This is a genomic window from Nostoc sp. CCY0012 (genome assembly GCF_963920855.1).
Taxonomy (GTDB): domain Bacteria; phylum Cyanobacteriota; class Cyanobacteriia; order Cyanobacteriales; family Nostocaceae; genus Cyanocohniella.
The window spans coordinates 28,543-53,840 of record NZ_CAWUDM010000042.1 but is presented as its reverse complement, the minus strand read 5'-3'; the positions used below and the strand labels follow the sequence as shown (position 1 = coordinate 53,840).

The window sequence follows — 25,298 nt, the reverse complement described above, 5'->3', positions numbered from 1 at the left end:
TGAAACCCCGCAATGCAGAATGGGCTTATGCTACTTGGTTCATTGGTGAAGCCAGCCAACAAGCACTGCAAACAGCAGGTATTTCTCAATTGGCATTGCGGCTATATGATGTCACAGATATGGATTTGAGTTACCAGACACTAGAATCTATTAAGCAGTATGAATTAGAACCGGGTGCAGTAGAAATCTATGTAGAAATTCCCCAAAGCGAACGCGATTATATTGCCGAAATAGGATATATGACATCAGGCGATCGCTGGGTGACAATTGCCCGTTCCGAAAGGGCGCGTGTCTTTGGTTTATCAGTCACAGATGCTACAGATGAACCGTTACCAGAGGTAGAGGGGGAAAGGAATATTATCCTCCAACCCCGAAATGCAGAATGGGCTTATGTAACTTGGTACATTGCGGAAATCTGGCAGCACGCATTGCAAGCATCAGGTATCTCTCAATTGGCATTGCGGCTATATGATGTCACCGATTTGGACTTGAGTTACCAGACACCAGAATCTATTAAGCAGTATGAATTAGAACCTGGGGCAGTAGAAATCTATGTAGAAATTCCTCAAAGCGAACGCGATTATATTGCCGAAATAGGATATGTGACATCAGGCGATCGCTGGGTGACAATTGCCCGTTCCCCAAGGGCGCGTGTCTTTGGCTTGTCAGTTACAGATACCATAGATGAACCGCCACTAGATGTAGATGGGGAAAGAAATATTACCATCCAACCCCGAAACTCCCAATGGGCTGATGTCACTTGGTCGATTAGCGAAACTTGCCAACAAGCACTCCAATCTCGTGGCGTTACTCAATTGGCATTACGGCTATATGATGTCACTGATTTGGACTTAAGTTATCAAACACCAGAATTTATCCAGCATTACGAACTCGAACCTAGTGTAGAAGCACACGAAGTAGAAATTCCTCAAAGCGAACGCGATTATATTGCCGAAGTCGGTTATCTTACACAAGATGAACGCTGGATGACAATTACTCGTTCCCCAAGAGTGCGTGTCTTTAATCTGCCAGTAACAAATAACATAGATGAAACTACACCCACAGCAGATGAAACATTTGTAGAATTGCCCCCTACAAATAACGAGAGTCATATTATCTTCAAATCCCGGACTGCCAAATGGGCATATACGACTTGGTACATTAGCGAAACCCACAAGCAAGCACTACGGGATGCAGGCATTTCTCAATTATCTTTGCGGCTGTATGATGTCACAGATATAGACTTGAGTTATCAGACTCCCCAGTTATTGCAGCAGTATGAATGTGAAGGCATCACATCAGATCGTTACGTAGCCATTCCCACAAGCGAACGCGATTATATGACCGAAATTGGTTATATTACACCAGGCGAACATTGGGAAACCATCGCCCGTTCCGAAAGAGTGCGTGTTTTCAGTCGTCCCCAAGCAGATTTCTGGTTTGTCGCCGATGCTGAATTAATTATCCACGGCGCAACAGAACCAGGTGCCACAGTAACTATTGGTGATAACCCCATCACACTCAAATCAGATGGGACTTTCCACTTGCGTATTCCTTTTTCTGAGGACTTAATCGACTATATGATGACGGCAATTGCTGCCAATGGACAACACAGTCAAACTATCCATAAGCAGTTTTCTCAGGAACAGTCTCACTCAACCTGAAGCCCACAATCTTACCCTCATTTGTTTTTAATTGGTAGCGTGTGTGATGGACTTTAGTCCTCACGCACCAACATTTTAAGAAAATGAATACTACTAGTTAGCACAGGCGATCGCTCATCATGATTCTTCCTGCTTGGGCAACAAAGGTGCTAAATTAACCAGTAATGCTGGAATTTCAACCGAAACGACATCCCATAGTATATCCAGATCAATATTTTTATAATCATGTATCAAGTGATCGCGTAAACCAGCGAGTTGCTTCCAAGGTAAATGGGAATGTTGCTCTCGAAATTCTTTTGACAATCTTTTAGTGGCTTCTCCCATGACAGCGATCGCGTACATTACTGCTGCAATTGTTTTTTGATCTTCTACAAATTCAGCTTTCGTCATCCCGGACACAAAAGAAATCGTATTTTGACTGTAATGGTGTATATCAAGTATGGACTCTAAATCCCTATTTGCTGTCATAAATAACTTGAGACGATGAAAGGATATTTTGTTTTCTTAGCCAATTATGACTTTGCTCAACGCTAGACTTATTCACTAAGTCAACCTTGCGACCAAGCAATTTTTCTAATTCTTCTTCAGCACCAATTAAATCAAGTAATTTCCAGTGAATATTAGGTTTAAGGACATATAAAAAATCCACATCACTATCTACATTAAAATCATCACGTAAAATAGAGCCAAATACTGATAATTCAGCAATTTTCCAGCGTTGACAAAAGCTTTCTATAGCGTCCATTGGTAGAGGTATTGCTAATTTTTTAACTGGATATTTTTGTGTTTTCATTATCATATCTGTGAACTATCTGCATAAACTTAGTTTACTGATTTTCGCTTAAATTTTGATTAGTTGTTGAGTGAGATCGCCTTTTGATCGACATAACCCCACTAACACCTGCGCCAAGGACTGTACCATTGGACGAGAAGAAATATCTTCTCCACGTGCAAGAAAATGAACACTACTAGTTAGCAAAGGCGATCGCGTCACAATATGCGTCTGCGTGCATGGCGACCTCAATGTGAAATAATTTTTCACGATACACTAGAAAAAATCCTTTGAGGAAGTATTAATGCCACGGACAAATGGTGTAAAAACAGAAACATCCGCACAAGACTTGTCTACAGAATTAGATGTTCAAGATTCAGAAGAAATTGCCGAAAAGCCTGAATCAGTAGAGGATGTCCAGGATATTGATAGCATCTTGAACTCACTCAAAACTTTACTATCCACTGTAGAAAAGCTCCAAAAAATCCGCCAGGACGTGGGCGACATCAAACCTTTAATTGGAAGAATGCTTGATGGAGAAATAGTTGCAGGAGAAGAACTTGAGCAACTCAAATCAGGTGTGAGTGGTCTTTCTCGTCTGATTCGCGCTTATAGTGACCATCAAGCAGCCCTAGCTAAAGCACAACCTGCTAGAGATTTGCTAGATCAGGTGTTGAAAACAAAAACAGCAGATTAATCCGGACAGCACTACCCTTGTTTTCCTGCATCAATACCTGGGCTAGCATTAGCTGTCCAGCAGCAGGAATGCTCACAGGGCTTTGCATATTTGATAGTTGCGGATGAAAAATAAATTTAAGCGATCGCCCTTCTAAAAACTATGATCATAATTTGCCTCAAGCTATAAATATTGCGTCTCCGTATCCTCTGATGCTGAATGGATCTCTACACTTCAAGAACTAGTGCCACAAGTTTATAAAAATCTACTGGCTCAATGACCAAATCAGCATCAGCAACGGCGAAATTGGCGGTACTAGATTTCACCCTTCTAGGCAACATCATCAAAGCAGGAGTATAAAAGAACGATACAAACCTGTTCTTTGATTTACCTAAAAACCACAATGGCACATCGCTCGCGCAAGCTGAAGCCACAATCTTCTCAACGAAATCAGTCTCATGGTCGTCCTAACAAACGCGCCTCTTCAAAATCTCAGCAAAAGTCTCCATCTAAGGGATGGCTGGGGTCAATCCTAGCATTTACTCTGTTATTGACCAGTGCTGCCTTAGTCATGGCTTTTCTCTGGATTAGTATTCTTTTCATTTTCAATCCCGAACAGGTAGGGTGGCTGAATGAATTTCTGCCTGAATCGTTGCACATTCCTTTGAATCAAAGTGAACCTCCTCAAACCTTTAACCAAATTCAAGAGAATCTCAGTCAACAACAAAGAGCTGGGGAAACTCTAGCGTTAGATGATCAGGAAGGCTCTTTTTTATTACCAATTTTGCAGCAGCGTACCAATTGCCAGTCTGATTGTCTAGAAGTAGTTGAACTGAGGGTTTACCAGCGTTCAGAAAAGTCAGAGTTCCAATCGTTGCCAGAACGTTACTATCATCTAACGACACAACTACCCATTATTGCACCAGAAGAATCTTTAATTGATGCCACATTAGAACACCAAGAAGGCAACACTCTTTTACCCTTAACTAAAATTCAACGTTTTGACGATAGCGCACCATCACCAGGGATTTGGTTAGCTTTGTGGGGTCAGCGTCAACAAAAAACTCAGGCGATCGCCTACGGTTACATTGTGTACTACAATGCCCAGCGTACAAACCTCCAACAATTATTATCTTGGCAAAATTCCAACGGACAATTACCCCAATGGCAGCAAGTGACTGGCGGCGGTGCCAAAGAGCTAGTTATCGACCAAACAGTAGGTTTAGAACCCCAGTTAAGCATTTACCAAGTCCAATCCACTAATTTTTTTCTCAACCCTGTTCAACTAGCGGAAATTTCCCTCAAATCACCAGCCATTAACGATTCTGCTTACCAAGATGCCTTATTCATTGCTCGTAATGGCTTATGGACACCCGCCACCGAATGGTTGCAATTCATCCAAAAACAGCGCCCTGGAGGTTTCCCCGCAACAGCCCAAGCCCAGGTTGATTTGATTCGCTTGCACTCCCAACTGACTAAAGCTCAAGCCCAGATAAGTTGGGCGAGTCCCAGTCAACAAGTATTAGCAGAGTTAATTGATGGACGCTGGGCCAAAGCTTTACAGGTGTTTACCGCATCACAGCAAAATGCCCAAGAAATCGCTACCCTCCTCAAAGCAGATACCGGGCGGTTGTGGAATCGGACAGTGGCGGCGCTGAAGATTAATCCCAACAGACAAGATGTACAATCTTGGGCAGCGTTGATTTTAGCCGCGCAACGGGGAGAAGGACGGGCTAATTCTTGGTTACAGTCTCAACCGCAAATTACCCCAGCCAATCTTACTTATGTGCAAGGTTTGTTCGCACACCTCAATGGCGATGTCGCAAAGCCAAAAATCGTGGCTCATCATCCTAGTCAGATTGTGGGTGTGGTAAAACCCATCTCGCAAGTCAAGTCCGCCGAGTGGTTGCAGCCCAATAGCAATGCAGACTTGCAACTAATAGATCAGCAAATTTGGTATCGGGTAGATGTCAGTACTTTTCATGACGGTAAAACCTGGCTGAGTTCTCCTTTCAAAAATTTGCAACCGCCAAAAACTTCTCCAGCCCAGTTTTTTTGGACAACTTTGGGACTTCATAGTAATCCAGTGATCCAAATTATTATGTGGCTACCCAATGGAGAACAGGAAATCACCTCTGCCACTATTAAAGGGGTACGTTGGCACAATGGGGTTTTGCAGTTATTAGCCACAGGACAAGCAATTCCGGGTAAGTATCAATCTCAGCAACCCAAACCTTTAGCCTTGACGACTGCCACACTGGAATGGATACAACCATCACCAATTACTTTCACACAACTGTATCAACAAAATCCCCCAGCCGTTGATGCCATGTTGCCGATTATGTGGAATTCTTTACAACAATCTGGCCAAATTCCTGGAGGTGCTGTGCCTAAGTTTCTGGATATTCAAGCACAATTGGGTGATTGGCCTCTACAAATGATTGATTTAACAAATAATACCAAGCCAGAAACGGTACTAACTATCTCCACAGATGCCATCGCCTCTTTACAGGATACCGGGGAAACCCAGGAATTGGCGCCAAATTCAGACCGTCCTCGTACCCTCATCTTGTCAGATAATGGTAAGGTTATTTATACAGATTTTCAAAAAAACTCTCAACAAGTGTTGACAGCGATCGCCAAGCTGTCTCATGGTAAATCTCTAGCTCTATTAGTAGAGAATACCCATAACTACAGTCTCAAACGTTGGTCAGATAAGAATCAACGCTTTGAGTAGCAGCTCTTGACTATTTGTCAAATCATGAACTGCTGGCGATCGCCCAAAAATAAATTTATGCTTCTTGGTTGTTATCGGTTGAACGTTGTTCTTTCAGGTTTTGTAATTGCTGTAACAGAGAATCTACCTCTGCTTGCAGGTGTTGAAGTTTTGCTTGTTGATCATCTTGATAATGAGATTTTGTTAAATCGCTAACCCAGAGGGTCTGGGTGGGACGTTCGGAAACACTGGATGAATAAGTAGGCATTGTTAAATAAAATCCACAACTCGACTCACACCATTTAGTAAATATTATAATAATGTAAGTTTAAGGTTTGTTAAATGATTGTATACTTTCTATCATTTGATCTGATAGGTAGCTGGTGTTTTCATAAGTGACTGCGATTGTGCGACCTATGTTCCGTAGGTCAATTATCGCTACATGGAGCAGTTGTACCCATTGGCAGTTATGATAAATTGACGTTTCACATCAAATAAAAATCATCCGTGAGACACTGCCACGCAAAAAGATAATTATTCTGGGAGAATGAGAATTGGAGTTTTTCTCTTCCCCATGCTTTTTTCCTCAATCCTTAGTTAAAACTTTTAAAACCCGTGACTGTGAGTTTGTCTGCCGCTAAATCTTATCGCCAACCTTGGCCCGGACTGATAGAAGCCTATCGCCAGTACTTGCCTGTCAGCGACGAAACGCCTGTTGTGACTTTATTAGAGGGGAATACGCCCTTAATTCCGGTGCCAGCGATCGCAGAACGCATCGGCAGACAAGTCAAAGTGTTTGTCAAATACGACGGTTTAAACCCCACTGGTAGCTTCAAAGACCGGGGTATGACTATGGCAATCACCAAAGCCAAAGAAGCCGGGGCCAAAGCAGTGATTTGTGCTAGTACAGGCAACACCTCAGCCGCCGCCGCCGCTTATGCTAGACGAGGAGGGATGAAGCCCTTTGTGTTGATACCCGATGGTTATGTGGCGTTGGGTAAATTAGCCCAGGCATTATTGTATGGTGCAGAAGTTTTAGCCATTAAAGGCAACTTTGACCGCGCCCTAGAAATTGTGCGGGAAATGGCAGAAAGCTATCCTGTGACATTAGTTAATTCCGTCAATCCCTACCGTTTAGAAGGGCAAAAAACCGGAGCATTTGAAGTAGTGGATGCCTTGGGTAACGCCCCAGACTGGTTGTGTATCCCAGTGGGTAACGCCGGAAATATCACAGCATATTGGATGGGATTTTGTCAATATCATCAAGCTGGTAAGTGCGATCGCCTGCCTAAAATGATGGGATTCCAAGCCGCAGGTGCAGCGCCTCTAGTAAATGGCAAGTCAGTTTCCCATCCCGAAACCATCGCTACAGCCATTCGCATCGGTAATCCTGCCAGTTGGGATAAAGCGATCGCGGCTCAATCTGCCAGTCAAGGCTGCTTTAAAGCCGTTACCGATGAAGAAATTTTAGATGCTTATAGACTTTTAGCATCATCTGAAGGCATTTTCTGTGAACCTGCTAGTGCGGCATCTGTAGCTGGATTATTGCAAGTCAAAGACCAAGTACCCACCGGGGCTACAGTAGTTTGTGTACTGACTGGTAATGGTTTAAAAGACCCAGATACAGCCATTAAACACAGCCACAGCCAATTTAAACAAGGGATTGATGCTGAATTAGGGGCAGTAGCTAAAGCGATGGGTTTTTAACATAATGCGGCCATAAATATCTGCTTTCCATGTAGCGATTTGTTTTCCAATAGCAAGTGACGTGGATTTAGGGGGATGTAGAATGTTTTACTACCAACAATAGGAATTTTTAAACGTCTTCTCCATCCCCACACAAAAAACAAAAGAAATGATATGGCAATCAAAAGATTGTTCATTGCAAGCGCGGCATAAATTTTATAACAATATGTATAACTAAAAAAACAAAGTTTTGTTTTAATCAAGATTTAATTTTTTATTAGTTTTAACAGGACTTACGCAAAAATCATCAAAAACCTTAATTTATCGTTCGCGTAGCGTGCGCGAAGCGCATACCGCCAAGATGCCCGCGCGCAGCGATGCCCGCAAGGGCTGTAGAACGCCAAGAATCCGTAGAGTGTGCGTAAGTCCCATTTAATTAGGAAAATCCTAAAAGTTTACTTAATAAATAAATTAAAACATCAATCATTTAACTGATTTAAATTCGCCTTTTATTCTCCATCTATTCTGTAAAAACTTTCAACTAAAAACAGGAGAATGAATACCGATGGAAGCTTATGCTGTCAACCCAACTCAGGGTGGAGAGAACACCTTTGGTGCTGATAATCCCTTGGTTATTGGTGGTAACAACCCTAATATTAATGCCATTCCTGGAAGTACTATCAATCCATTTGCAGGCGATGCTGGCAGTCAGCTGCAAGAATTAATCTTTGACCGCTTGCAATTAGTTCTGGGTAACGACTTCTTCAACGGTGATAACAACCCATTTACTAATGGTGCTAATAGCAATCCGTTTCCAGGCGACGACAGTTCACCTCAGCAATTGCCTTTTGATCCCTTAAGGATTATCTCTGGTGAGAATATACCCTTTAGCGGTAACGCTTCTAATTCAGGTAGTCTACCTTTTAATGAGGGGAATGCACCAATTGGGAATGGTAACAGAAACTTTGGCAGCGATAACGCAACCATTGGTAATTTCAACTCAGACTATGGTAATGATAATGCCACCATTGGCAATGGCAACTGGAATTTTAATAATAACAACGCAACTATTGGTAACGGCAATTGGCTATTAGCAAATGATAATACAAGCCTAGGTAATGGTAATTGGCATTTTGGTGGTAACAATACAACTCTAGGTAATGGTAATTGGTATTGGGATGACGGCATTAATAATACAACTATTGGTAATGGTAATTGGCAATTCGGCAGTAACAATACAACTGTAGGAAATGGCAATTGGTATTTAGAAGATGGTAGCAACAACAGAACTTTAGGTAATGGTAATTGGCATTTCGGTGGTAATAATGCAACTGTAGGCAACGGTAACTGGGATTTTGGTAATAACAACACAATTCTGGGTAATGGTAACTGGATATTCACCAATGACAATACAGTGGTGGGAAATGGTAACTGGTTAATAGATAGTGACAACACAATGATTGGTGTTGGCAATAACGACACAGGTTTAGAATTGTTTTCGCCAGAATTTAGGGCTGATGCTGACAACCTGATTAACTCCCTTATCGGTAGAATAGGTCAAGATTTTCTAGTCTTGACAGGAGGTTTAGGAGAATCTGAAACCCAGACCTTTAATCGGCTCATTCTTTCTCAAGGTGCTGGTGCTAATAACGGTGATATATCTAGTGATATTGAGCAGTTTTTGGCATCAATCAATGTTTATCAGCCTGTTCAAAGTCCTCAGTCTGTCCCAGAAGCAAGTTCTTCAATTTCCTTGGTAGTCATGGGACTAGTATGTTTGCTGTTATCAAAGTGCAAAAAAGGTTAGAGAATGGGATTCTCAGTTTAATAGGACTTACGTAACCAACCACGTATTTTCGTCATTGTGACCGTAGGGAAGCAATCTCAAAGCCTTGATTTTCGTAGCGAGTGCGTAAGACCTATTTAATTAACAGCCATCTGCCAAATTTTGATAGTTTTGTCAGCACTACCACTGGCGAGTAACTTACCATCTTGACTTAGAGAAATTGCATTTACAGTTCTTGAGTGTCCAGTCATGGTTTGTAGCACTTCACCTGTAGCCAGACACCACATTTTGATAGTTGTATCAGCACTACCGCTAAATAAGAATTTTCCATCAGGATTAACCGCCAATGAGTTTACCTCATCCGAGTGACCACTCAATGTATACAGGAGTTTCCCGGAAATTAAATGCCAAATTTTGATGGTAGTATCAGCACTACCACTGAAAAGGAGTTCGCCAAACCCCTCCGGGGACGCTGCACCAACAGGACTAATGGCTATTGATTTCACTTCATCTGAGTGACCAATGAGAGTGCGTAAAGGATCACCCGTGCGTGGGTTCCATAGTCTGATTTTATGATCAGCACTACCACTGGCGAGGATTGTACCATCGCGGTTGATAGCCACAGCATGAACAGCATAGGAATGCCAAAGAGTACAAATGCGATCGCCTGTGTGCAAATTCCAGATTTTAATTTTATTACTACCACTAGCGAGAATCTGCCCATCTGGACTAATTGCTACCACGTTTACTGGTTTTTGATGTCCCAAGAGTGTGTGGATGAGTTTTCCGGTTTTTAAATGCCAAACTTTGACATTTCCTTTGGGGTGTTCACAACTACCCATCGCCAAAAAATTCCCGTCAGGACTAATGGCTACAGATGAGACTTCTCCTAAATTCCCTGAAAGGGTGCGAATTTTTTTGCCTGTGTTAAGTTGCCAAATATTGATAGTTTTATCTGCACACCCACTGACTAATACTTCTCCATCTGCACTAATGGCTACAGATGCAACTTTACCTGTATGTCCATTGAGGGTATGGCCCAGACGGGGAGATGCTACGGTAATTTCGTGTTTGAGGTGTGCGATCGCCTCTAACAATTTCTCTACATCTAGAATACTTTGGCAATCATCTACGGCTGTAAAATATTCTTTTAACTTTTGCAGATATTCTGCATCTTCCATCTTCACGGCCGATTGCATGGCCTCCAAAGGATTAGCAAATTCCTGTAGAGACACTTGACGTAATCGCAACCATGTGGTTAGAGAGTAATCAATTTGCTTTTGTGACCAAGTGCGATCGGGTAAATGAGATAAACTTTGAGCTAATTGCAAAGCCAATTCGGGAATCCAGTAACGGCGCTCATTTTCTAAAGCTTGGTAAACTTGCTCATAGCCTGTAGCGTATACCTGCAATTGTTCTTGTACAGATGGTAAATTAATCGTATCTTGCAGCAAACTAGGTAGTAACTCAGGAAGCAAGGGAGACGCGTCATGGTGAACTAAATGATAAGCATCCGCTATCCAAGCAGCAACCAAAGAGTGACAGGTAATTAATACTTGACCAAGCTTTTCCCAGTCTTGATGATTAACTTGGTACTCTAAGGCTAATTGACTAATATCAATACCCTTTTCTTGCCATTTTTCAGCTTTTTCTAAAAGTGCTAAATTAAATACATTATCTTTACCGAGAAGATTAATTTCAACTAAATCCTCCCCTAATAACAATAGTTCATCTCTGAGTTTTTTCCACTGCAAAGCACGACCTTTAGCAGACTCATACAGAATTTCTTTATACGGTAACCGAAAAATAGTTTTGTAGTAATACTGTTGCTGTCCCAATCCCCAATAAGCAATCCGAAAATTCAAATAATCTCCATCTTGTTCTGACTCTAGAATTAACATCGGCTCTGTTTTCAGCATACCAAACAAAGCTTTAATACTAGATTCACTATGAAAACGTTTACTATCCCATGCTCCTGCTAATAATTCCGTAGGTCTAATGGGATGATGCAGAGAATAATGTTGATGAATAAACTCTCGTAAACCTTCCGCTAACATTAGCTCTAATTTTAAATTTTCCTGATTTTTTAAGTCAAATTGGTCAAACTTAACTTGTGGAGGAGCCAGAAAAATTTTGAGTGGGGGACATTGATGATTCGTATGAGACTCTAAAATTTGCGAAGGATATAACCGCAAAGGCCAGTTATCCAAGATTTTGGAAACTTCTGGTAATTGTAGTTTAGTTTCTCTTTCTTGCTTAATTACCTCTAGTTGAGTTTCTCGCTGATAAACTGCTAATTGCTGTTGCAGAAATTTTTCTTGTGTTAATCCTGGCTGATAACTGTTTGTCTGGGGTGCAATATTTGCACCTTGAAGTAATGTTGGCAACTCGTAATCAGTTATAGCGATACCTGATTTTGTACTCTTTTGGATGAAATTTACAAGCACAGGCGCAAACTCGATTACAAGTTGAATGAGTAACCTTAACCCTGGCTCCATAAAAAGATTCCTATGACATCAATAACATTAACAGTATGCGGCAAAGATAAATAAAAACTTGTCATTAATTAGTAGACACTGATCATACTACTACTTGCAGGAAACATATTGTCTAAAAAAATCCCCAATAATTGAGAGATGATAATTAATCAAAGATATAAAAATCATCTATTAAAGTATTTAAATATTTAATTCCACAAATTAATTACAGCTAAATTTTTGTAATTTTCCTGATAATTATGATTTATTTACCGAAAATAAAATTTTGAATTATCTCAGGGTTTATCCCCTATAGTGGGTAACCCATAATTCTGGGAATTTGTAAAAAAAATTCCCTCTCTACCAAAGAAGGAATTGCAGGGTAAGATTTGTGACTCGTGGGCTAGAGAAACTAACAAAAAGCCTAACTAGCACTCAAATTAGCAATAGTGATTTGCCGATCCGCTAGAGTTTGTTCGCTACCAGTATCAAAAGGCTCTGATTTTTCAGCATCAACGTTTTCGTCGTCATGAACAGCGTCATTTAGATCATTTATTTCGTCAATAACTTCCGCTTCCTGATGAGGACGGGATTTACTGGGGTATGAGGTTTCATGGACTGATAAATCAATCGGCTTACCTTGCTCTTGATTCATGTTTGCCTCTGTATGCCGTTAAACTACTACTTATATAATTTAAGACTCAGCAAGTAACAGTGACTTCTAGCAAAAGAGACATACTTATATGTTGTGCTGTGTCAATAGAGTGATATTTTTAATCTATTATCAGAGAATTTAACTGTATTACTGAGACTTATATCAGATTTACATAATTCATCATCAAAATAAAAATTAAAATCTAATTCCCAGTTGACCGTTAAATCCGCGCACAGAATTGTAACCAGCACCTACAAAAACGTTATCAGTAGCGCCTACTTGAACGCCACCTGAAAAAGCGACACCTTTATCTTCCGAATATAAACCAACTCCCACATAAGGTGAAATAATTGGCAAACTCAAAAATTTTAAAACATCTACTCCAGTAGCGCCATCGGGGCCTCTACCGACTTCAACGCCAAAATCTAAAGCTCTAGCTCCTACAGCATAGGTGACTTCACCATCTTGACCACCCACAGAAACCCAAGGTTGTGGCAATAATTGAGCAGATGCTTGACTAGGAGCAAAAACAGCGAACAAACCCAGCGATGCAATAAGAGTTTTAGTAATAACTGCGCTTTTCATGGTTTTTTCTGACACTACACTGTCATGAGGACGTTAGTTATGAGCGAGAGGTTTCTAGCTTGTCGATTTTTTATGACTCTGGAAAAATCGACATATTTGTATTTACACCTAAGTAGCGACTGTCGTCGGCTTTACCGACTTGTAGCAAGTGGCGTTAGAGGTGTTAGAGCCTTTAAAAGCTTAATTTTCGTTGTTAATGAAGGATATTTCAGCCCCTTTCAGCGTCGGAGAAGGGTTGGGAAGAGTTTCATCGAACTCACATTCAAAGGAAAGCGTTGCTGAGTTGTTTCCTGTCTTAGTTTAAGTGGGTTAAAAAAAATATTTTCCAATGGTGATTTAAGTAAAGCATCTGGGAATAATTTATGGAACTCAGGTTTTTGTTAGTCCTAAAAAGGAACGCAAACCTGTGTGAAATGCTGACCTAGTTTACCCAGTAGTAATAAAACACCAGGGAGTAAAAAAAATAGCTGTATTGTTATCAGTGTTAATGATTGTGCGACTTCTTGAGTATAACTAATTGAGTATCTAAACACGTCACAGGAAATATTATCATCCCCAGGATCATGCTGCTCAATATTTTGGGTAATTATCATTGGGAAAAGATTGAGTTTTGCTGCCATTGCCATTGACAACACTAGGATTAGTGGGGTTTTGTCAGATGTTATACAAGTAAAGCTTAATAATATTTATATAGATTTTTCTACTAGAAATTTCCTCAGGTGTGTGACCATCTCTATATAAAAATCACCCAATTCAATGGGTGTGGTTATAGACGCTATTTGCTATACCAAGTTATTACTCAATTAGAGTTTTTTATATCCATCATCCTACTTAAAATGCTCTTCCCAAAAGGCATCTGACTAAGAAGGTCAACAAATAATAGAGGTGTTTATCGTCTATCAGGCTGAGGGATTAATTACCAGCTAAAATCATTTTTTTCAAAATTCAACTTATCGAAAAGCAGCTTTAAAAAGTGGCATTGTTTGTGTGTCAAAAATCATCAATTCACACTTGCGATATTTATAAAAATGTTTAATCCTGAAACTCAAAAAGACCTCCGCCATAACTTTACTGTAAATATTGTTGACAGTGCATTTTTTGGTTTGGGGGCTGGTTTTGCTTCGTTTATTACTATTATTCCTTTGTTTGTTAGCGGTTTTACTAACTCTGCATTGCTTATTGGACTGATTCCAGCTATTCCCCGCTTAGGCTGGCAACTTCCTCAGTTACTAATAGCTGATAAAGTAGCTCGTTTGCAGTGTTATAAGCCAACGGTGATGTCATTGACAATTCACCAAAAGTTACCGTTTTTGGGGTTAGCATTAGTTGCTTTATTTCAGCCACAACTCAATAGCCAAACTGTGTTGCAATTGACATTTGCCTTACTAATTTGGCAGGGACTAGGTAGCGGCTTTAGTGCTACTGCTTGGCAAAGCATGGTTGCTAAAATTGTGCCTTCTGGGAGACTGGGCATTTTCTACGGTTCCCAAGCGGCGGCGAATAATTTGATGGGCATTTGTGGTGCGATGATCGCTGGCTTACTGCTGAAGGAAGTTGCTCGACCATTGAACTTTGCTCTTTGTTTTTTGTGTGCTAGCGTCGCTATGGCTATATCCTGGTTTTTTATGTCGAGGACGCGGGAACCGGTCAGTAACCAAGTGTCTGCGATGGCAAATAGGCATGAATTTTGGCATAGTTTGAGTGTAATTCTCAGACGTGATCAGAATTTTCGCTGTTTTTTGATGGCACGTCTAGTATCACAGTTAGCATTGATGCCACTTCCCTTTTATACACTATACGCCGTACACCAACATGGGATGAAAGAAGCATCTGTGGGGTTAATTACTTTGGTGCTGATGGTCACTCAAACTATTGCTGCATTGGTTTTGGGTTGGGTAGGCGATCGCAAAGGCCATAAGTTAGTCTTACAGATTGGTTCTATTGCTTGTGCAATCAGCTCGGTTTTAGCTTACCTCGCAACAAGTGCCAACTGGTTTTACTTAGTCTTTGTCGGAGCGGGAATAGGTGCGATCGCCCTGCAAAATATTGCTGCGGTTATGACCTTAGAGTTTGGTAACCAGCGTCAACGACCGGCCTATATTGGTCTTGGCAATACCCTTGTTGCCCCTGCTACCATTCTTGCTCCTATAATAGGTGGATGGATTGCAGACACTATTGACTATAAAACTACCTTTTTGGTATCAGCTATGGGTGCATTAGTCACAGCATTAATTTTACATATAGGAGTACGTAATCCCCGTTACCTTGAACAAAATTTCCGTGACCATTCAGTTAAAGTTTAAACTGTTGTAAATGACTGCGGGGATTATAGGTACGTATAGCCCGAATTTTTTCATAATATTCCCGCTCTTGTTGGCTCAGGTCTTTAGGAGGGACGATGGCGACTTTTACTAACTGATCGCTACGTCCACCTTTAGTTGAAGGCCAGCCTTTACCCCGCAACCGTAGGGATTGCCCAGAACGCACTCCCGCAGGTAACTTCACATTTACTGATCCATCGGGTGTAGGGACATCAATGGATGCGCCCAAAGTGGCTTCATCTGGAGTGATAGGCACTTCGCAAACAAGATTGTCACCTTCAAATTGAAAGAATGAATGTGGCTGAAGTTCAACTTTTAAATATAAATCACCCCGCTGTTGAGTCATGGGGTTGAATTGGCCCTTACCCCGCAACCGCAGACGAGTACCAGTTTTCGCCCCAGACGGGATACGAACTTCTATTGTTTCGTTGCCTAAAGTGTAGTGCTTTTGGACACCAGCAAATGCCTCTGCAAAAGTCAAGGCGATCGCTGCTTCTGTATCTTGTTGGCCAGCACTAGCACCAGTACCTACATCTTGAAAACCAAAATCATTAAAACCGCCATAACCACTAGGTCTACCTGTGGAGGTGCGATAAGAAGAGTAACTTTGTCGCCCAGGACGCGGGCCAGGGCCACCAAAGCGCCCTAATAACTCATTGACAAACTCATCAAAACTGCCATATTGACTAAAATCAAAGCCGCCCATATCCACACCTGCACCACCAGATGGGAAACCTTCGCCGACTTGTTTCCAGTATTGACCAAATTGGTCGTATTTTTTGCGTTTATCAGTATCTGATAAAACTTCGTAGGCTTCGCTAACTTCTTTAAACTTGGACTCCGCCTGCGTGTTATTTGGGTTGACATCAGGGTGGTACTTACGAGCTAGTTTGCGAAAAGCTTGTTTAATTTCTTCTGGACTGGCAGTTTTACTGATTCCTAAAATTGCGTAATAGTCTTTAAAGTCGGTTGCAGCCATCTACCAGCCTCCTATAAAAATTTTCGTTATCTTTGTTCGTAAAAAGTGAGATTCTTGATTTGCTGGGTATATTCCCCAGCATCAAAAACTCTGATTTTAAATTAACAGAAATTAAAGAAAATCAAGTGTGGTTCCCGCTCTCCACACCAGCGCAATTTCCGTACTCCCACCTTTCGGGAAACCAAATCAGTTGGTCTATTCCTTCTTCTAAACTAGGGGGAGCATCCCGGAGTTGACGGTACATTCGCCAGATGACATTTTGGGGAACTTGGCGCTGACGTCTTTGATTGCGTGCTAGACACAGCCAAACGGGAGTCCTCACCCACATCCCTGTAATGTGAGTAAAACCGACCTCACGAGCTAAGGCGATAATTTCCCGTCGTTGGCGTCTTTGGGCATTGGTGGCATCAAAAATTGTTGTTTTATCTGTGGTCACAGCTTGTTGAAATTGTTGTTCTATTTCTCTCCAAATCAGTAGCCACGGCCCTTGAGTTGCTTCTGAACCAAAAAGCTGCCCCCGAATCGCATCCGTAGAAATCAGTTGCATTTGGGGGCATTCTGTGACTAATTGTTTTGCCAAAGTTGACTTACCGCTACCAGGAAGACCAATTAGTAAAAATAGTTTAGTCACTTGTCCTGCGTCCTTGGCCAGTGATTAATTAGTATTGATCACTAACTAATGACTAACGACTAATGACTAAATTACCGTTCCATCAGGGATTAAGGCACCTTTGAGAACCACAACAATCCCACTACGGATGTAGAAGCCTTGACTTTCGCGTTCTGCTTCTTGCACATTATCTTTATTGATGATTTTGACATTGTTGCCAATGCGGGCATTTTTATCAACGATCGCCCCCCGAATAATCGTATCCATGCCAATGCCTACAGGAACATCACCTTTTTCTAAGCTACATTGGCGTTCCACAAAAGGTTGATAAAAGTCTGCTCCCATCAACAAAGATTCTTCAATGACGCAGCCAGCTTCAACGCGCGATCGCACGCCCAAAACTGAATGCTGAATGCGGCAATTTTTTAAAATACAGCCCTCGCCAATCATTGATTCTGTGACATGGCAACTCAAAAGTTTACTCGGTGGTAAGTAACGAGCGCGAGTATAAATTGGTGCTTTCTCATCGTAGAAGCTAAAGGGCGGTAAAGGTTGTTTAGTTAATGCTAAATTGGCTTGATAAAATGCTTCGATTGTCCCGATGTCTTCCCAGTAATCATCAAACAAGTAGGCTTGGACATTGTAATCTTTGCCCGCATCAGGAATAATTTCTTTACCAAAATCAGTGCTGTCTAAAGATTCCTTCAACAACTTGAACAAAACTTCTTTTTTAAATACATAAATCCCCATCGAAGCAATGTAGGGCTGTAAATTAGCCTGTTCTGGTGTCAATCCCAGTACACTAGTATCAACCTTCATCTGCTCCAATGCTTCGCCTTTGGGTTTTTCGCTAAAATCAATTACCCTACCAGACTGGTCAATTTTCATTAAACCAAAGTCCGAAGCGCGGCGTTGATCAATGGGGATAACCGAGAGAGTAATATCAGCATTCGTTTCTCTATGACGCTGGATAAACTTGCGGTAATCCATGCGATAGAGATGATCTCCTGAGAGAATCAGATACTCCTCCGCATCCCATTCTTCCAATAGCCATAAATACTGACGTACAGCATCGGCTGTACCTTGGAACCAATTGGGGTTCTCTGGCGTTTGCTGTGCCGCTAGCACTTCCACAAACCCCTCGTTGAAACCAGTAAAGTTGTAGGTACGCGCTATATGGCGATTCAGGGATGCTGAGTTAAATTGTGTCAGGACATAGATTTTGTATATCTCTGAATTGATGCAATTACTGACAGGAATATCTATCAAACGGTACTTCCCTGCCACTGGTACTGCTGGTTTAGCACGTAATTTGGTTAGTGGATAAAGGCGAGTGCCCGCACCACCACCGAGAATGATTGCTAATACTTTTTTCACAAAATTTCTCCCGACTGCCTTTCAACTCTCACCTTCAGTTTAGGACTGTCTGAGACTGCTGGTAAGGGGGGATCACAGATTAATAATTAGTCAAGTTTACAGAATAGTGTTGGTGATCAATCACTCATCCAAAAATTTTGTATCAAATGTTACTAATTTTGTGTCAAGGCTGACCATACTGTCATCATTTCAGTACATACTCACGCGTTATTTACTGAAATGACCTATTAGTAACTTTGGAGACATTTCACCAATACTGTACCCAGGAATTCTCAGAGTCCTTAAATATTTTCAAATGCGGAAACTACCCATACCCTTTCGCTGATTCACCAAATGCAATTGTTGGGACAGCCTCAAAGACTTCACCCAAGGTTGCTCCGACAACTGGGAAATAGCAGTAGGCACAAGTGTTGCCGTAAATACATCTTTTCCACAAGTAACATCTTTGACCCCCAAGCTCTCTAAAACAGCGATCGCATTAGAATCAACCACAGGTTCAGTGTGAATGAAAATCTCTAAACTCTGTTCTTTTGAGTTTTGAGCCTCATTGAGGGCTAAAGATAGGGGAGCATCTAACTTTTGGTAATTCATATTGACCAGCAAATCCTTGGTAAAAAAGGTAGGCATTTTGAGCCTACCCCACAACCAAACTATCAAATTTCTCCGTTATCTTTACCTATCTTTATACATAGATAAGAGAAGAGGTTCTCGAATTCCCCAGCACCCAATCACAAACTAGCGACATCAACCAATCCAAACCCCCACTTTTTATCAAAGGTTCCAGAGGGTTTGCCGGGGATGGAACTATTGGCGCGGAGCAAGTCTTTTACTGTCTCAGGATCAAGCTTGGGGTCGCGCTGTAATAGCAGTGCTACTAACCCAGTGACAAACGGTGTGGCCATACTTGTACCAGCCATGGCCACAAATTTAGAATTAATCATCATTGAGCGATCCATATTGGCATGAGCGGAGAGTGCAGCGACAATCATCGCTCCCGGTGCGGCTACATCTGGTTTGGCGGCATTATTTCGTAGTGGCCCTTCACTACTAAATTCCGAAATGGTATTCAATCCTAAGCCCATCTCTCGCACCTGGCCATCAATATCTGTAAACTTGTTTTTAGTTGTATAGGAAGCCACTGTAATTGCACTGCTGGCAGATCCTGGGGATCCAATTTTCACCGAGTCTTCTGTGCTATCACCTGTAAAAAATACTGATGAGGCATCATCCAGCGTCCAGACATCTAATCTGGTTTCCGCAGCAGAAGTGTTGCGTACCTGTAACTGCCAAATACCTCCTGCGACTCTGGTGTTACCTTTACCACGAATTTGCACAAAGAAATTGTAGTCGCCGTTGCTGGAGTCTGGGCCTGGTGTGACAATTTCTATATGTCCATCAGGCAATTGATAATTTTGGGCAGGATTACCGTTGGTAATCACTTTTTGGAAAGGAGTGACAAAACCGTTAGGACTGCGTACCGACACTTCTAATTGACTATTACCAGAGTACCAAGCGTTTAACCAGGCTATACCTACTTGATGGTGAGGCACATTAAAGCGCATACCGTGAGTACTTTGGCAGCTGATAATTGCTTGACCATGAATGTTGTCGTTGCCTTCATTACCCGCAGCGCAGCAGACAATTCTGCCTGGGCCAGATTCGGCGTCAATAATTTTTGAGAGGGAATCGCTACCGTCGTGAGCATCAGCGTGTCCACCCAAGCTGAGATTTAATACAACTGGGCGACCTAATTCTCTAGCAACGCGGAAAACGTAGCGCACACCATCGGCAATGTGAGCATCTTGTAAGTCGGATTTGATGATTACCAAGTCTGCTTCTGGTGCTACGCCGTTATAGATGCTATCAACACCAGCCGCAATGCCAGCTACGTGAGTGCCATGACCGTTAGTATCTTGAGAGATAGTCATTTGCGCCCCGGTAAATTCAGCTCCATAGGCACCTTCTGTGACTCCTGGGCCTGGTAGTGTTTGATCCCAAACGCTTAAGATTCTGCCGGCGAAAGCGGGGTGTTTGGCATCAATACCTGTGTCAAGGACGCCAATAATTACTCCTTTACCAGTGAGTCCGGTTTTCTTTTGAAACGCTGGTAATTGTACGCCTCCCGGCGCAGCGTCCATCCGCAGTTTCATTTTCCGTGATGGCTTGATGAGCTGGATATTGGGTTCTTCAGATAAGACATCTAAACTGTCTAGGGGTACGAAAGCTGTGCGGACACTACCTGAGTTTTGGTTGATTTCAATACCGTATTGTGACAAATGACTCAAGTCTGCATCAGAATCACAATATATAAAAACAATAGTCTTGGTTTGTTTAACAGGATTTGTTGGAGCTACTATACCAAGCGATCGCTTGTGGGTGGTTAAAGCTGTTACGCCTTCATGTTGATAGTCTTCATATGCCAATAGCAGTCCAGGGGAAAGCTTTTCGTGTCTCATAGTAACCTCTGTTTAGTTAATTTATACAAGTAAGGTACTGGATTTTGCAGGATTTGTCGCTCTATCACTAATGCAGGCTAAGTAACTTTTTTAGCCTTCATTTCTGAGTGCGACTATAGTTATCTATTTTTTCCATAGATAGCATCGAACCAAGTTAGGAGCCTGAAAATAACCCATAAATTTTAATTTGGGCTTGCTAATTCATAACTCATTTTTCTCAATTGATCTCTACCTAAAGATAAGTTTCTTTAACTGGCTAAATCTCTACGAGTAAATACGGTAGAGACTTATCAAGTCTGGATTTGTTAATCAATTTCACTTATATTCAATGATTTGTTAACCAACACTTTTGAGTAATACAGTATCTATCTGAGTGATTACGGAAAAATTTAAATCTACAAAAATAAAGAAGTATTAAGCTATAAGTGCGTAAAATAAATGAGCATTAAATAATACTTATTAATCCCGTGCCTTACTAAAATAAAAAAATAATATTTATACACAGTAGTTCGTTTACGTGAATTTCCCGATCCCAGTCCCCTCAACAGATATTTTCTATCATCAGTGAGAGAGGCAAATCAGCGAGTATTTGCCACAATCACTTCTGAAGGTCAAAAAAGTCATGTATGCAAATTCAAACACCAGACTGGGTTAAGCACGCTGTTTTTTATCAAATTTTTCCAGATCGTTTTGCTAGAAGTAAGCAGCCCCACAAGCGGCTGTTACACGAAGCCCGTTGGGAAGATTGGGAAGCTATGCCCACACTCCAAGGTTACAAAGGCGGCGATTTATGGGGCATTATTGAGGACTTAGACTATATCCACAATTTAGGAATTAACGCGATTTACTTCACACCCATCTTTCAATCGGCTAGTAATCACCGCTATCACACCCATGATTATTATCAGGTTGATCCCTTGCTGGGGGGCAACGAGGCATTTCGGGAACTGCTAGATGCAGCCCACGAACGGAATATCAAAGTGGTGCTGGATGGAGTCTTTAATCACGCCAGTCGGGGATTTTTCTTTTTTCACGATATTTTAGAAAATGGCCCTCATTCCCCTTGGGTGAATTGGTTCAAAATTACAGATTGGCCTCTGGCACCCTACACAGGGGATTTACCCGCCAATTACGAAGGCTGGGGAGGAAATCGGGCTTTACCGGTGTTTAATCATGACAATCCCGAAGTGCGGGAATACATTATGGAAATTGCCGAATATTGGATTAAATTCGGCATTGACGGTTGGCGATTGGATGTACCATTTGAAATTAAGACTCCGGGATTTTGGCAAGAATTTCGCGATCGCGTCAAAGCCATTAATCCCGAAGCGTATATTGTGGGCGAAGTGTGGGGAGATTCCCGGGAATGGCTGGATGGTAAGCAATTTGATGGGGTAATGAATTATTTATTTGCCGGGCCAACCATCGCTTTTACCGCAGGCGATCGCGTAGTCTTAGAACAGGTACAATGCCGCGATTACCAACCTTATCCACCTTTATTTGCCACCGAATACGCCGCCAAAATCCAAGAATTACTGCAATTTTACCCTTGGGAAATTCAGCTAACTCAACTGAATTTACTAGCAAGTCACGACACAGCAAGATTAGTTACCATTGCTGGCAATGATCAAGCCAGTGCGGAATTAGCAACTTTACTGTTATTTACCTTTCCTGGCGCCCCCAGTATCTACTATGGTGATGAAGTTGGGCTACCTGGTGCTATAGATCCTGACTCACGTCGTGGTTTTCCCTTAGAAGCTAACTGGAATCAAGAAATCCTCAAACAGCACCGCCAATTAATTCACTTGCGTCATCAATACCCAGCGTTGCGTACAGGCGATTACCAAGTTCTTTTTGCCCAGGGGGCGTTGTACATTTTTGCCCGCACTTTAAAAACAGAAGCATTAATTATCGCTGTTAACGCTGGTACAGCACAAACAACAGCAAAGCTAGATGCGGCTAGTTTGCATACTCAACCCAACAAGCTGTTATATGGCAATGCAGAATTTGAGTGGCACGATCGGCAACTTTCTGTAACCCTTCCACCCCGTACAGGCTGTATTTTAGGCGTAGCTTAGATAATATCCACCGTAAGGACACATATTCGTGTCCTTACCTCCCCGCAACCATTGCTGGCATTAACACCGCATCAATCACGTGAATAACGCCATTATCGGCAAGAATATCGGTTTTCAGGATATTTGCATTATTGACCTTCAAAACCCCATTATCTGCCTCAATAGCCACTACTGAGCCTTCCAAAGTTGTGGCTTCGTCAATCTGTACCAAATCATCAGATCTGACATCCCCAGAAGCCACATGATACATCAATATTTTTTGCAGCTTGGGGATATCTTGCAGTAGTGCATCTAACGTACCCTCTGGTAATTTAGCAAAAGCCTCGTCAGTGGGTGCGAAGATAGTAAAAGAACCAGGATTTTTCAGAGTTTCTACAAGTTTTGCAGTTTTAACTGCTTGAATCAGAGTAGTGAAATTTCCTGCATTAGCAGCAGTTTCGACAATATCAGCCATAATCTTTAGTAGTATTGCTGGATCATAAACTGATAAATTTTACAGCCCAAAAAAACTGCCAACCTCTATCGACAGAAAGGTTGCAGGTAATTGAATACACTCCCAATACCCAACAGTAGACTGATGAGTACTGCTAAACTAGAGAATGACCCCAAAAACCACTGACTATGCTAAAGCGTTCTAAGTTCGAGACCACCCAGTCTCAAATCATGCACCGTTCTGAAGATCTGATTAGTGCAGCCTCAAACCGCTACCGCATTACAGTTCAGGTGGCAAACCGTGCCAAGCGTCGTCGTTACGAAGACTTTGACAGCCCATCGGAAGATGTGATGATGAAGCCAGTACTCAGAGCCATTATCGAAATGTCCGACGAACTGACTCAGCCTGAAATCATTGGCGAACTATAAAATAAGACTTTGGCAAAGGTAGGATGAGCAAAAAATCATCGTTCATTCAACCCCTACTCAAGTTCTGGCAGACACTCACTGCTTTTATGGTGGTGGGTGTACTTGTTGCGAGTTCAGGGGTAAATAAATTCATACCTATAAACTTACTGGGTATTCAACCTGCCATCGCCCAGAGAATTAGTCCTGGAGATATTTGGCAACAAGTATATAAGCAACTACCCGACTTCCCCAAGGAAAACCAATATATCAGTAGAGAAACTGGACAGGTTGCCGAAAACAGCACCTTAGCCAGTCGCCTGATTCGCTATCACCTATATACAAAAGGGCGCGCCCCCAGTTACCGCCTAGATTGGAAGCTAACATTAGCCGACTACCTAGACGCTAACGAAATTATGTACGATCATTCCTATCCTGGTAATGATATATTGCGGCAAAATCCCTTAGAAGGCGATCGCGCGGCCATAGCTAAACTCAATCGCCAACAAAGGAATGCCCTAGTACAAGTTTTAGCCAATCTCTTCACCCCCAATCCTCCAAATACCCAAACCCCCAACCCCGATAAAACCACCAACCCCAACACATCCACCCCACAACCACCCCAACAAGGCGGTGCCGAACTTCTCAGGTAAATAACCTCCCTTCGGGTTCACCGCGCGCCCTTTGCGTTTAAAAAATCGATTTATGGAACGTGTACTTAAAAGTGGAACTGGCTGGCGGATTGGCTGGAACCCCAACGCACCAGAATTTAAAGGTTTAGTAGGTACAGATGATTGGGCAATAGAGTTAACAGAATCCGAGTTGAATGATTTTTGCCGACTACTTACACAGCTAGCCGACACCATTAAGCAAGTCGCCACCGAATTAATGGACGACGAGAAAATCGCCTGTGAAGCCGAAAGTGACTTATTATGGATGGAAGTAGAAGGCTATCCTCAAGCCTATAGTCTGCGCTTGATTCTCAATACCGGACGGTGTGTAGAAGGTGCATGGAATGCTAGCGCTGTAGAGGGTTTACTGCAAGCAGCTGGGATGCTAAAAGTTTTTTAAATTTTCCCCTTGATTATCCTGTGGCTTTGCAGTATGATAGTAATTCTGACCGGGGCGTAGCGCAGCTTGGTAGCGCGCCACTTTGGGGTAGTGGAGGTCGTGGGTTCGAATCCCGCCGCTCCGATTAACAAAAGACCCTACCTGCTAGTCTTGTATAAAAGATTGGCAGGTTTTTTAGTAGCACCAACTGATTAAGATTCAAGGCGATCGCTAAATTCCCACTACTTTCTCAAACCGCTACTGAAGGCGGGAAATGTGTGCGATCGTTTCGCTGCTGCCTTTGGCAGATCGCCTCCGATTAGCATTTGCATCATGGCGCTACAAGCTCTATTCTGCCGTAATATCAAGTTTGGCTAGTATTTTCAAACCTGCTTCTAGGTTACCAGTCGCAGCCATTGCTTTAAATCTTGTATGGGCATCAAATTCTGCTAGAGCTATGGTAGAAAGTTCTTCAATCAATTTATTGACACTGATGCCTTTGGCTTGAGCAAGTTCTTTCAATCTATTATGCTTATCGTCTGGTAAACGAATAGTTAAAGTTGCCATTTTTGT

Annotated in this window: 23 protein-coding genes, 1 tRNA gene and 2 pseudogenes; 12 read left to right on the top strand and 14 right to left on the bottom strand. The window is 42.0% G+C overall.

The genetic code is table 11. From position 1 onward, the window contains the following. Positions 1-1,664: DUF4912 domain-containing protein (locus ACM0OS_RS14205; protein WP_414543830.1), on the top strand; the 1,664-nt coding region annotated here is incomplete at its 5' end. A 117-nt stretch (positions 1,665-1,781) separates the two neighbouring features. Here the strand turns inward: ACM0OS_RS14205 and ACM0OS_RS14200 are convergent. Together ACM0OS_RS14200 and ACM0OS_RS14195 are read right to left on the bottom strand one after the other, a co-directional pair. Next, positions 1,782-2,132, bottom strand: a complete 351-nt coding sequence (locus ACM0OS_RS14200) for a DUF86 domain-containing protein (protein WP_414543829.1) — start codon at positions 2,130-2,132, stop codon at positions 1,782-1,784. Further along, positions 2,119-2,457, bottom strand: a complete 339-nt coding sequence (locus ACM0OS_RS14195) for a nucleotidyltransferase family protein (protein WP_414543828.1) — start codon at positions 2,455-2,457, stop codon at positions 2,119-2,121. The genes ACM0OS_RS14200 and ACM0OS_RS14195 overlap by 14 nt, the downstream gene beginning before the upstream one ends. A 283-nt stretch (positions 2,458-2,740) precedes the next feature. On the opposite strand from ACM0OS_RS14195, the gene ACM0OS_RS14190 reads away from it, so the two are divergent. Together ACM0OS_RS14190 and ACM0OS_RS14185 are read left to right on the top strand one after the other, a co-directional pair. Next, a complete protein-coding gene (locus tag ACM0OS_RS14190; RefSeq protein ID WP_414543827.1) occupies positions 2,741-3,133 on the top strand; it encodes a hypothetical protein in 393 nt (130 codons plus the stop codon). 382 nt (positions 3,134-3,515) lie between these two features. Further along, entirely contained in the window at positions 3,516-5,849 is a 2,334-nt protein-coding gene (locus ACM0OS_RS14185) for a hypothetical protein (protein ID WP_414543826.1), read from the top strand. A gap of 55 nt (positions 5,850-5,904) precedes the next feature. Here the strand turns inward: ACM0OS_RS14185 and ACM0OS_RS14180 are convergent, their stop codons facing one another. Continuing rightward, on the bottom strand, positions 5,905-6,096 hold the full coding sequence (locus ACM0OS_RS14180) for a hypothetical protein (protein ID WP_414543825.1): 192 nt from the start codon (positions 6,094-6,096) through the stop codon (positions 5,905-5,907). Positions 6,097-6,443: 347 nt separating this feature from the next. Between ACM0OS_RS14180 and thrC the strand changes: the two genes are divergently transcribed. Further along, the gene (gene thrC / locus ACM0OS_RS14175; protein WP_414543824.1) at positions 6,444-7,535 is read left to right on the top strand and encodes a threonine synthase; all 1,092 of its coding nucleotides are present in this window, start codon (positions 6,444-6,446) and stop codon (positions 7,533-7,535) included. A 544-nt stretch (positions 7,536-8,079) separates the two neighbouring features. Then, the gene (locus ACM0OS_RS14170) at positions 8,080-9,321 is read left to right on the top strand and encodes a hypothetical protein (protein ID WP_414543823.1); all 1,242 of its coding nucleotides are present in this window, start codon (positions 8,080-8,082) and stop codon (positions 9,319-9,321) included. Positions 9,322-9,437: 116 nt separating this feature from the next. Here ACM0OS_RS14170 and ACM0OS_RS14165 read toward each other — a convergent pair whose 3' ends face one another. The 3 genes from ACM0OS_RS14165 to ACM0OS_RS14155 form a co-directional block, all read right to left on the bottom strand. Beyond that, complete coding sequence (locus tag ACM0OS_RS14165; protein WP_414543822.1) at positions 9,438-11,798, bottom strand: WD40 repeat domain-containing protein; 2,361 nt, start codon at positions 11,796-11,798, stop codon at positions 9,438-9,440. A 403-nt stretch (positions 11,799-12,201) separates the two neighbouring features. Further along, the gene (locus tag ACM0OS_RS14160) at positions 12,202-12,432 is read right to left on the bottom strand and encodes a hypothetical protein (protein ID WP_414543821.1); all 231 of its coding nucleotides are present in this window, start codon (positions 12,430-12,432) and stop codon (positions 12,202-12,204) included. Between the two features lie 195 nt (positions 12,433-12,627). Then, on the bottom strand, positions 12,628-13,017 hold the full coding sequence (locus ACM0OS_RS14155) for a hypothetical protein (protein WP_414543820.1): 390 nt from the start codon (positions 13,015-13,017) through the stop codon (positions 12,628-12,630). A 1,028-nt stretch (positions 13,018-14,045) separates the two neighbouring features. Between ACM0OS_RS14155 and ACM0OS_RS14150 the strand changes: the two genes are divergently transcribed. Then, a complete protein-coding gene (locus ACM0OS_RS14150) occupies positions 14,046-15,320 on the top strand; it encodes an MFS transporter (protein WP_414543819.1) in 1,275 nt (424 codons plus the stop codon). On the opposite strand, the gene ACM0OS_RS14145 is transcribed toward ACM0OS_RS14150, so the two are convergent. The 5 genes and pseudogenes from ACM0OS_RS14145 to ACM0OS_RS14125 all read right to left on the bottom strand — a co-directional run. After that, positions 15,310-16,317, bottom strand: coding sequence for a DnaJ C-terminal domain-containing protein (locus ACM0OS_RS14145; RefSeq protein WP_414543818.1), 1,008 nt, complete (start codon positions 16,315-16,317; stop codon positions 15,310-15,312). The two genes, ACM0OS_RS14150 and ACM0OS_RS14145, sit on opposite strands and share 11 nt — an antisense overlap. 121 nt (positions 16,318-16,438) lie before the next feature. Then, positions 16,439-16,948, bottom strand: coding sequence for an AAA family ATPase (locus ACM0OS_RS14140; protein WP_414543817.1), 510 nt, complete (start codon positions 16,946-16,948; stop codon positions 16,439-16,441). Positions 16,949-17,014: 66 nt separating this feature from the next. After that, the gene (locus tag ACM0OS_RS14135) at positions 17,015-18,304 is read right to left on the bottom strand and encodes a glucose-1-phosphate adenylyltransferase (RefSeq protein WP_414543816.1); all 1,290 of its coding nucleotides are present in this window, start codon (positions 18,302-18,304) and stop codon (positions 17,015-17,017) included. Positions 18,305-18,595: 291 nt separating this feature from the next. Further along, positions 18,596-18,895 carry a hypothetical protein gene (locus ACM0OS_RS14130; RefSeq protein WP_414543834.1) on the bottom strand — a complete coding sequence of 100 codons (300 nt, stop codon included), beginning with the start codon at positions 18,893-18,895 and terminating at the stop codon, positions 18,596-18,598. Between the two features lie 137 nt (positions 18,896-19,032). Continuing rightward, a pseudogene (locus ACM0OS_RS14125) lies at positions 19,033-19,515 on the bottom strand (S8 family serine peptidase); the annotation flags it as partial. 217 nt (positions 19,516-19,732) lie between these two features. Between ACM0OS_RS14125 and ACM0OS_RS14120 the strand changes: the two are divergent. Beyond that, positions 19,733-19,798, top strand: a complete 66-nt coding sequence (locus ACM0OS_RS14120) for a formate dehydrogenase N subunit beta transmembrane domain-containing protein (protein WP_414543833.1) — start codon at positions 19,733-19,735, stop codon at positions 19,796-19,798. Positions 19,799-19,959: 161 nt separating this feature from the next. Here the strand turns inward: ACM0OS_RS14120 and ACM0OS_RS14115 are convergent. Next, positions 19,960-20,442 (bottom strand): annotated as a pseudogene (locus ACM0OS_RS14115) (S8 family serine peptidase); the annotation flags it as partial. A 944-nt stretch (positions 20,443-21,386) separates the two neighbouring features. On the opposite strand from ACM0OS_RS14115, the gene ACM0OS_RS14110 reads away from it, so the two are divergent. Continuing rightward, complete coding sequence (locus tag ACM0OS_RS14110; RefSeq protein WP_414543815.1) at positions 21,387-22,838, top strand: glycoside hydrolase family 13 protein; 1,452 nt, start codon at positions 21,387-21,389, stop codon at positions 22,836-22,838. 34 nt (positions 22,839-22,872) lie between these two features. Here the strand turns inward: ACM0OS_RS14110 and ACM0OS_RS14105 are convergent, their stop codons facing one another. Continuing rightward, positions 22,873-23,292: a fasciclin domain-containing protein gene (locus tag ACM0OS_RS14105; RefSeq protein WP_414543814.1), complete on the bottom strand. Its 420-nt coding sequence runs from the start codon at positions 23,290-23,292 to the stop codon at positions 22,873-22,875. A gap of 167 nt (positions 23,293-23,459) precedes the next feature. Here ACM0OS_RS14105 and ACM0OS_RS14100 point away from each other — a divergent pair, with 167 nt between their 5' ends. From ACM0OS_RS14100 to ACM0OS_RS14085, 4 genes are all read left to right on the top strand, one after another. Next, the gene (locus ACM0OS_RS14100; protein ID WP_414543813.1) at positions 23,460-23,699 is read left to right on the top strand and encodes a DNA-directed RNA polymerase subunit omega; all 240 of its coding nucleotides are present in this window, start codon (positions 23,460-23,462) and stop codon (positions 23,697-23,699) included. A gap of 23 nt (positions 23,700-23,722) precedes the next feature. Then, the gene (locus tag ACM0OS_RS14095) at positions 23,723-24,328 is read left to right on the top strand and encodes a hypothetical protein (RefSeq protein WP_414543812.1); all 606 of its coding nucleotides are present in this window, start codon (positions 23,723-23,725) and stop codon (positions 24,326-24,328) included. A 52-nt stretch (positions 24,329-24,380) separates the two neighbouring features. Next, positions 24,381-24,746, top strand: a complete 366-nt coding sequence (locus tag ACM0OS_RS14090; protein ID WP_414543811.1) for a DUF1818 family protein — start codon at positions 24,381-24,383, stop codon at positions 24,744-24,746. A gap of 50 nt (positions 24,747-24,796) precedes the next feature. Next, a tRNA-Pro gene (locus ACM0OS_RS14085) sits at positions 24,797-24,870 on the top strand. A gap of 203 nt (positions 24,871-25,073) precedes the next feature. Here the strand turns inward: ACM0OS_RS14085 and ACM0OS_RS14080 are convergent. Continuing rightward, positions 25,074-25,292 (bottom strand): toxin-antitoxin system HicB family antitoxin, encoded by a 219-nt coding sequence (locus ACM0OS_RS14080; protein ID WP_414543810.1) that lies wholly within the window; start codon positions 25,290-25,292, stop codon positions 25,074-25,076. Between the last annotated feature and the right edge of the window lie 6 nt (positions 25,293-25,298).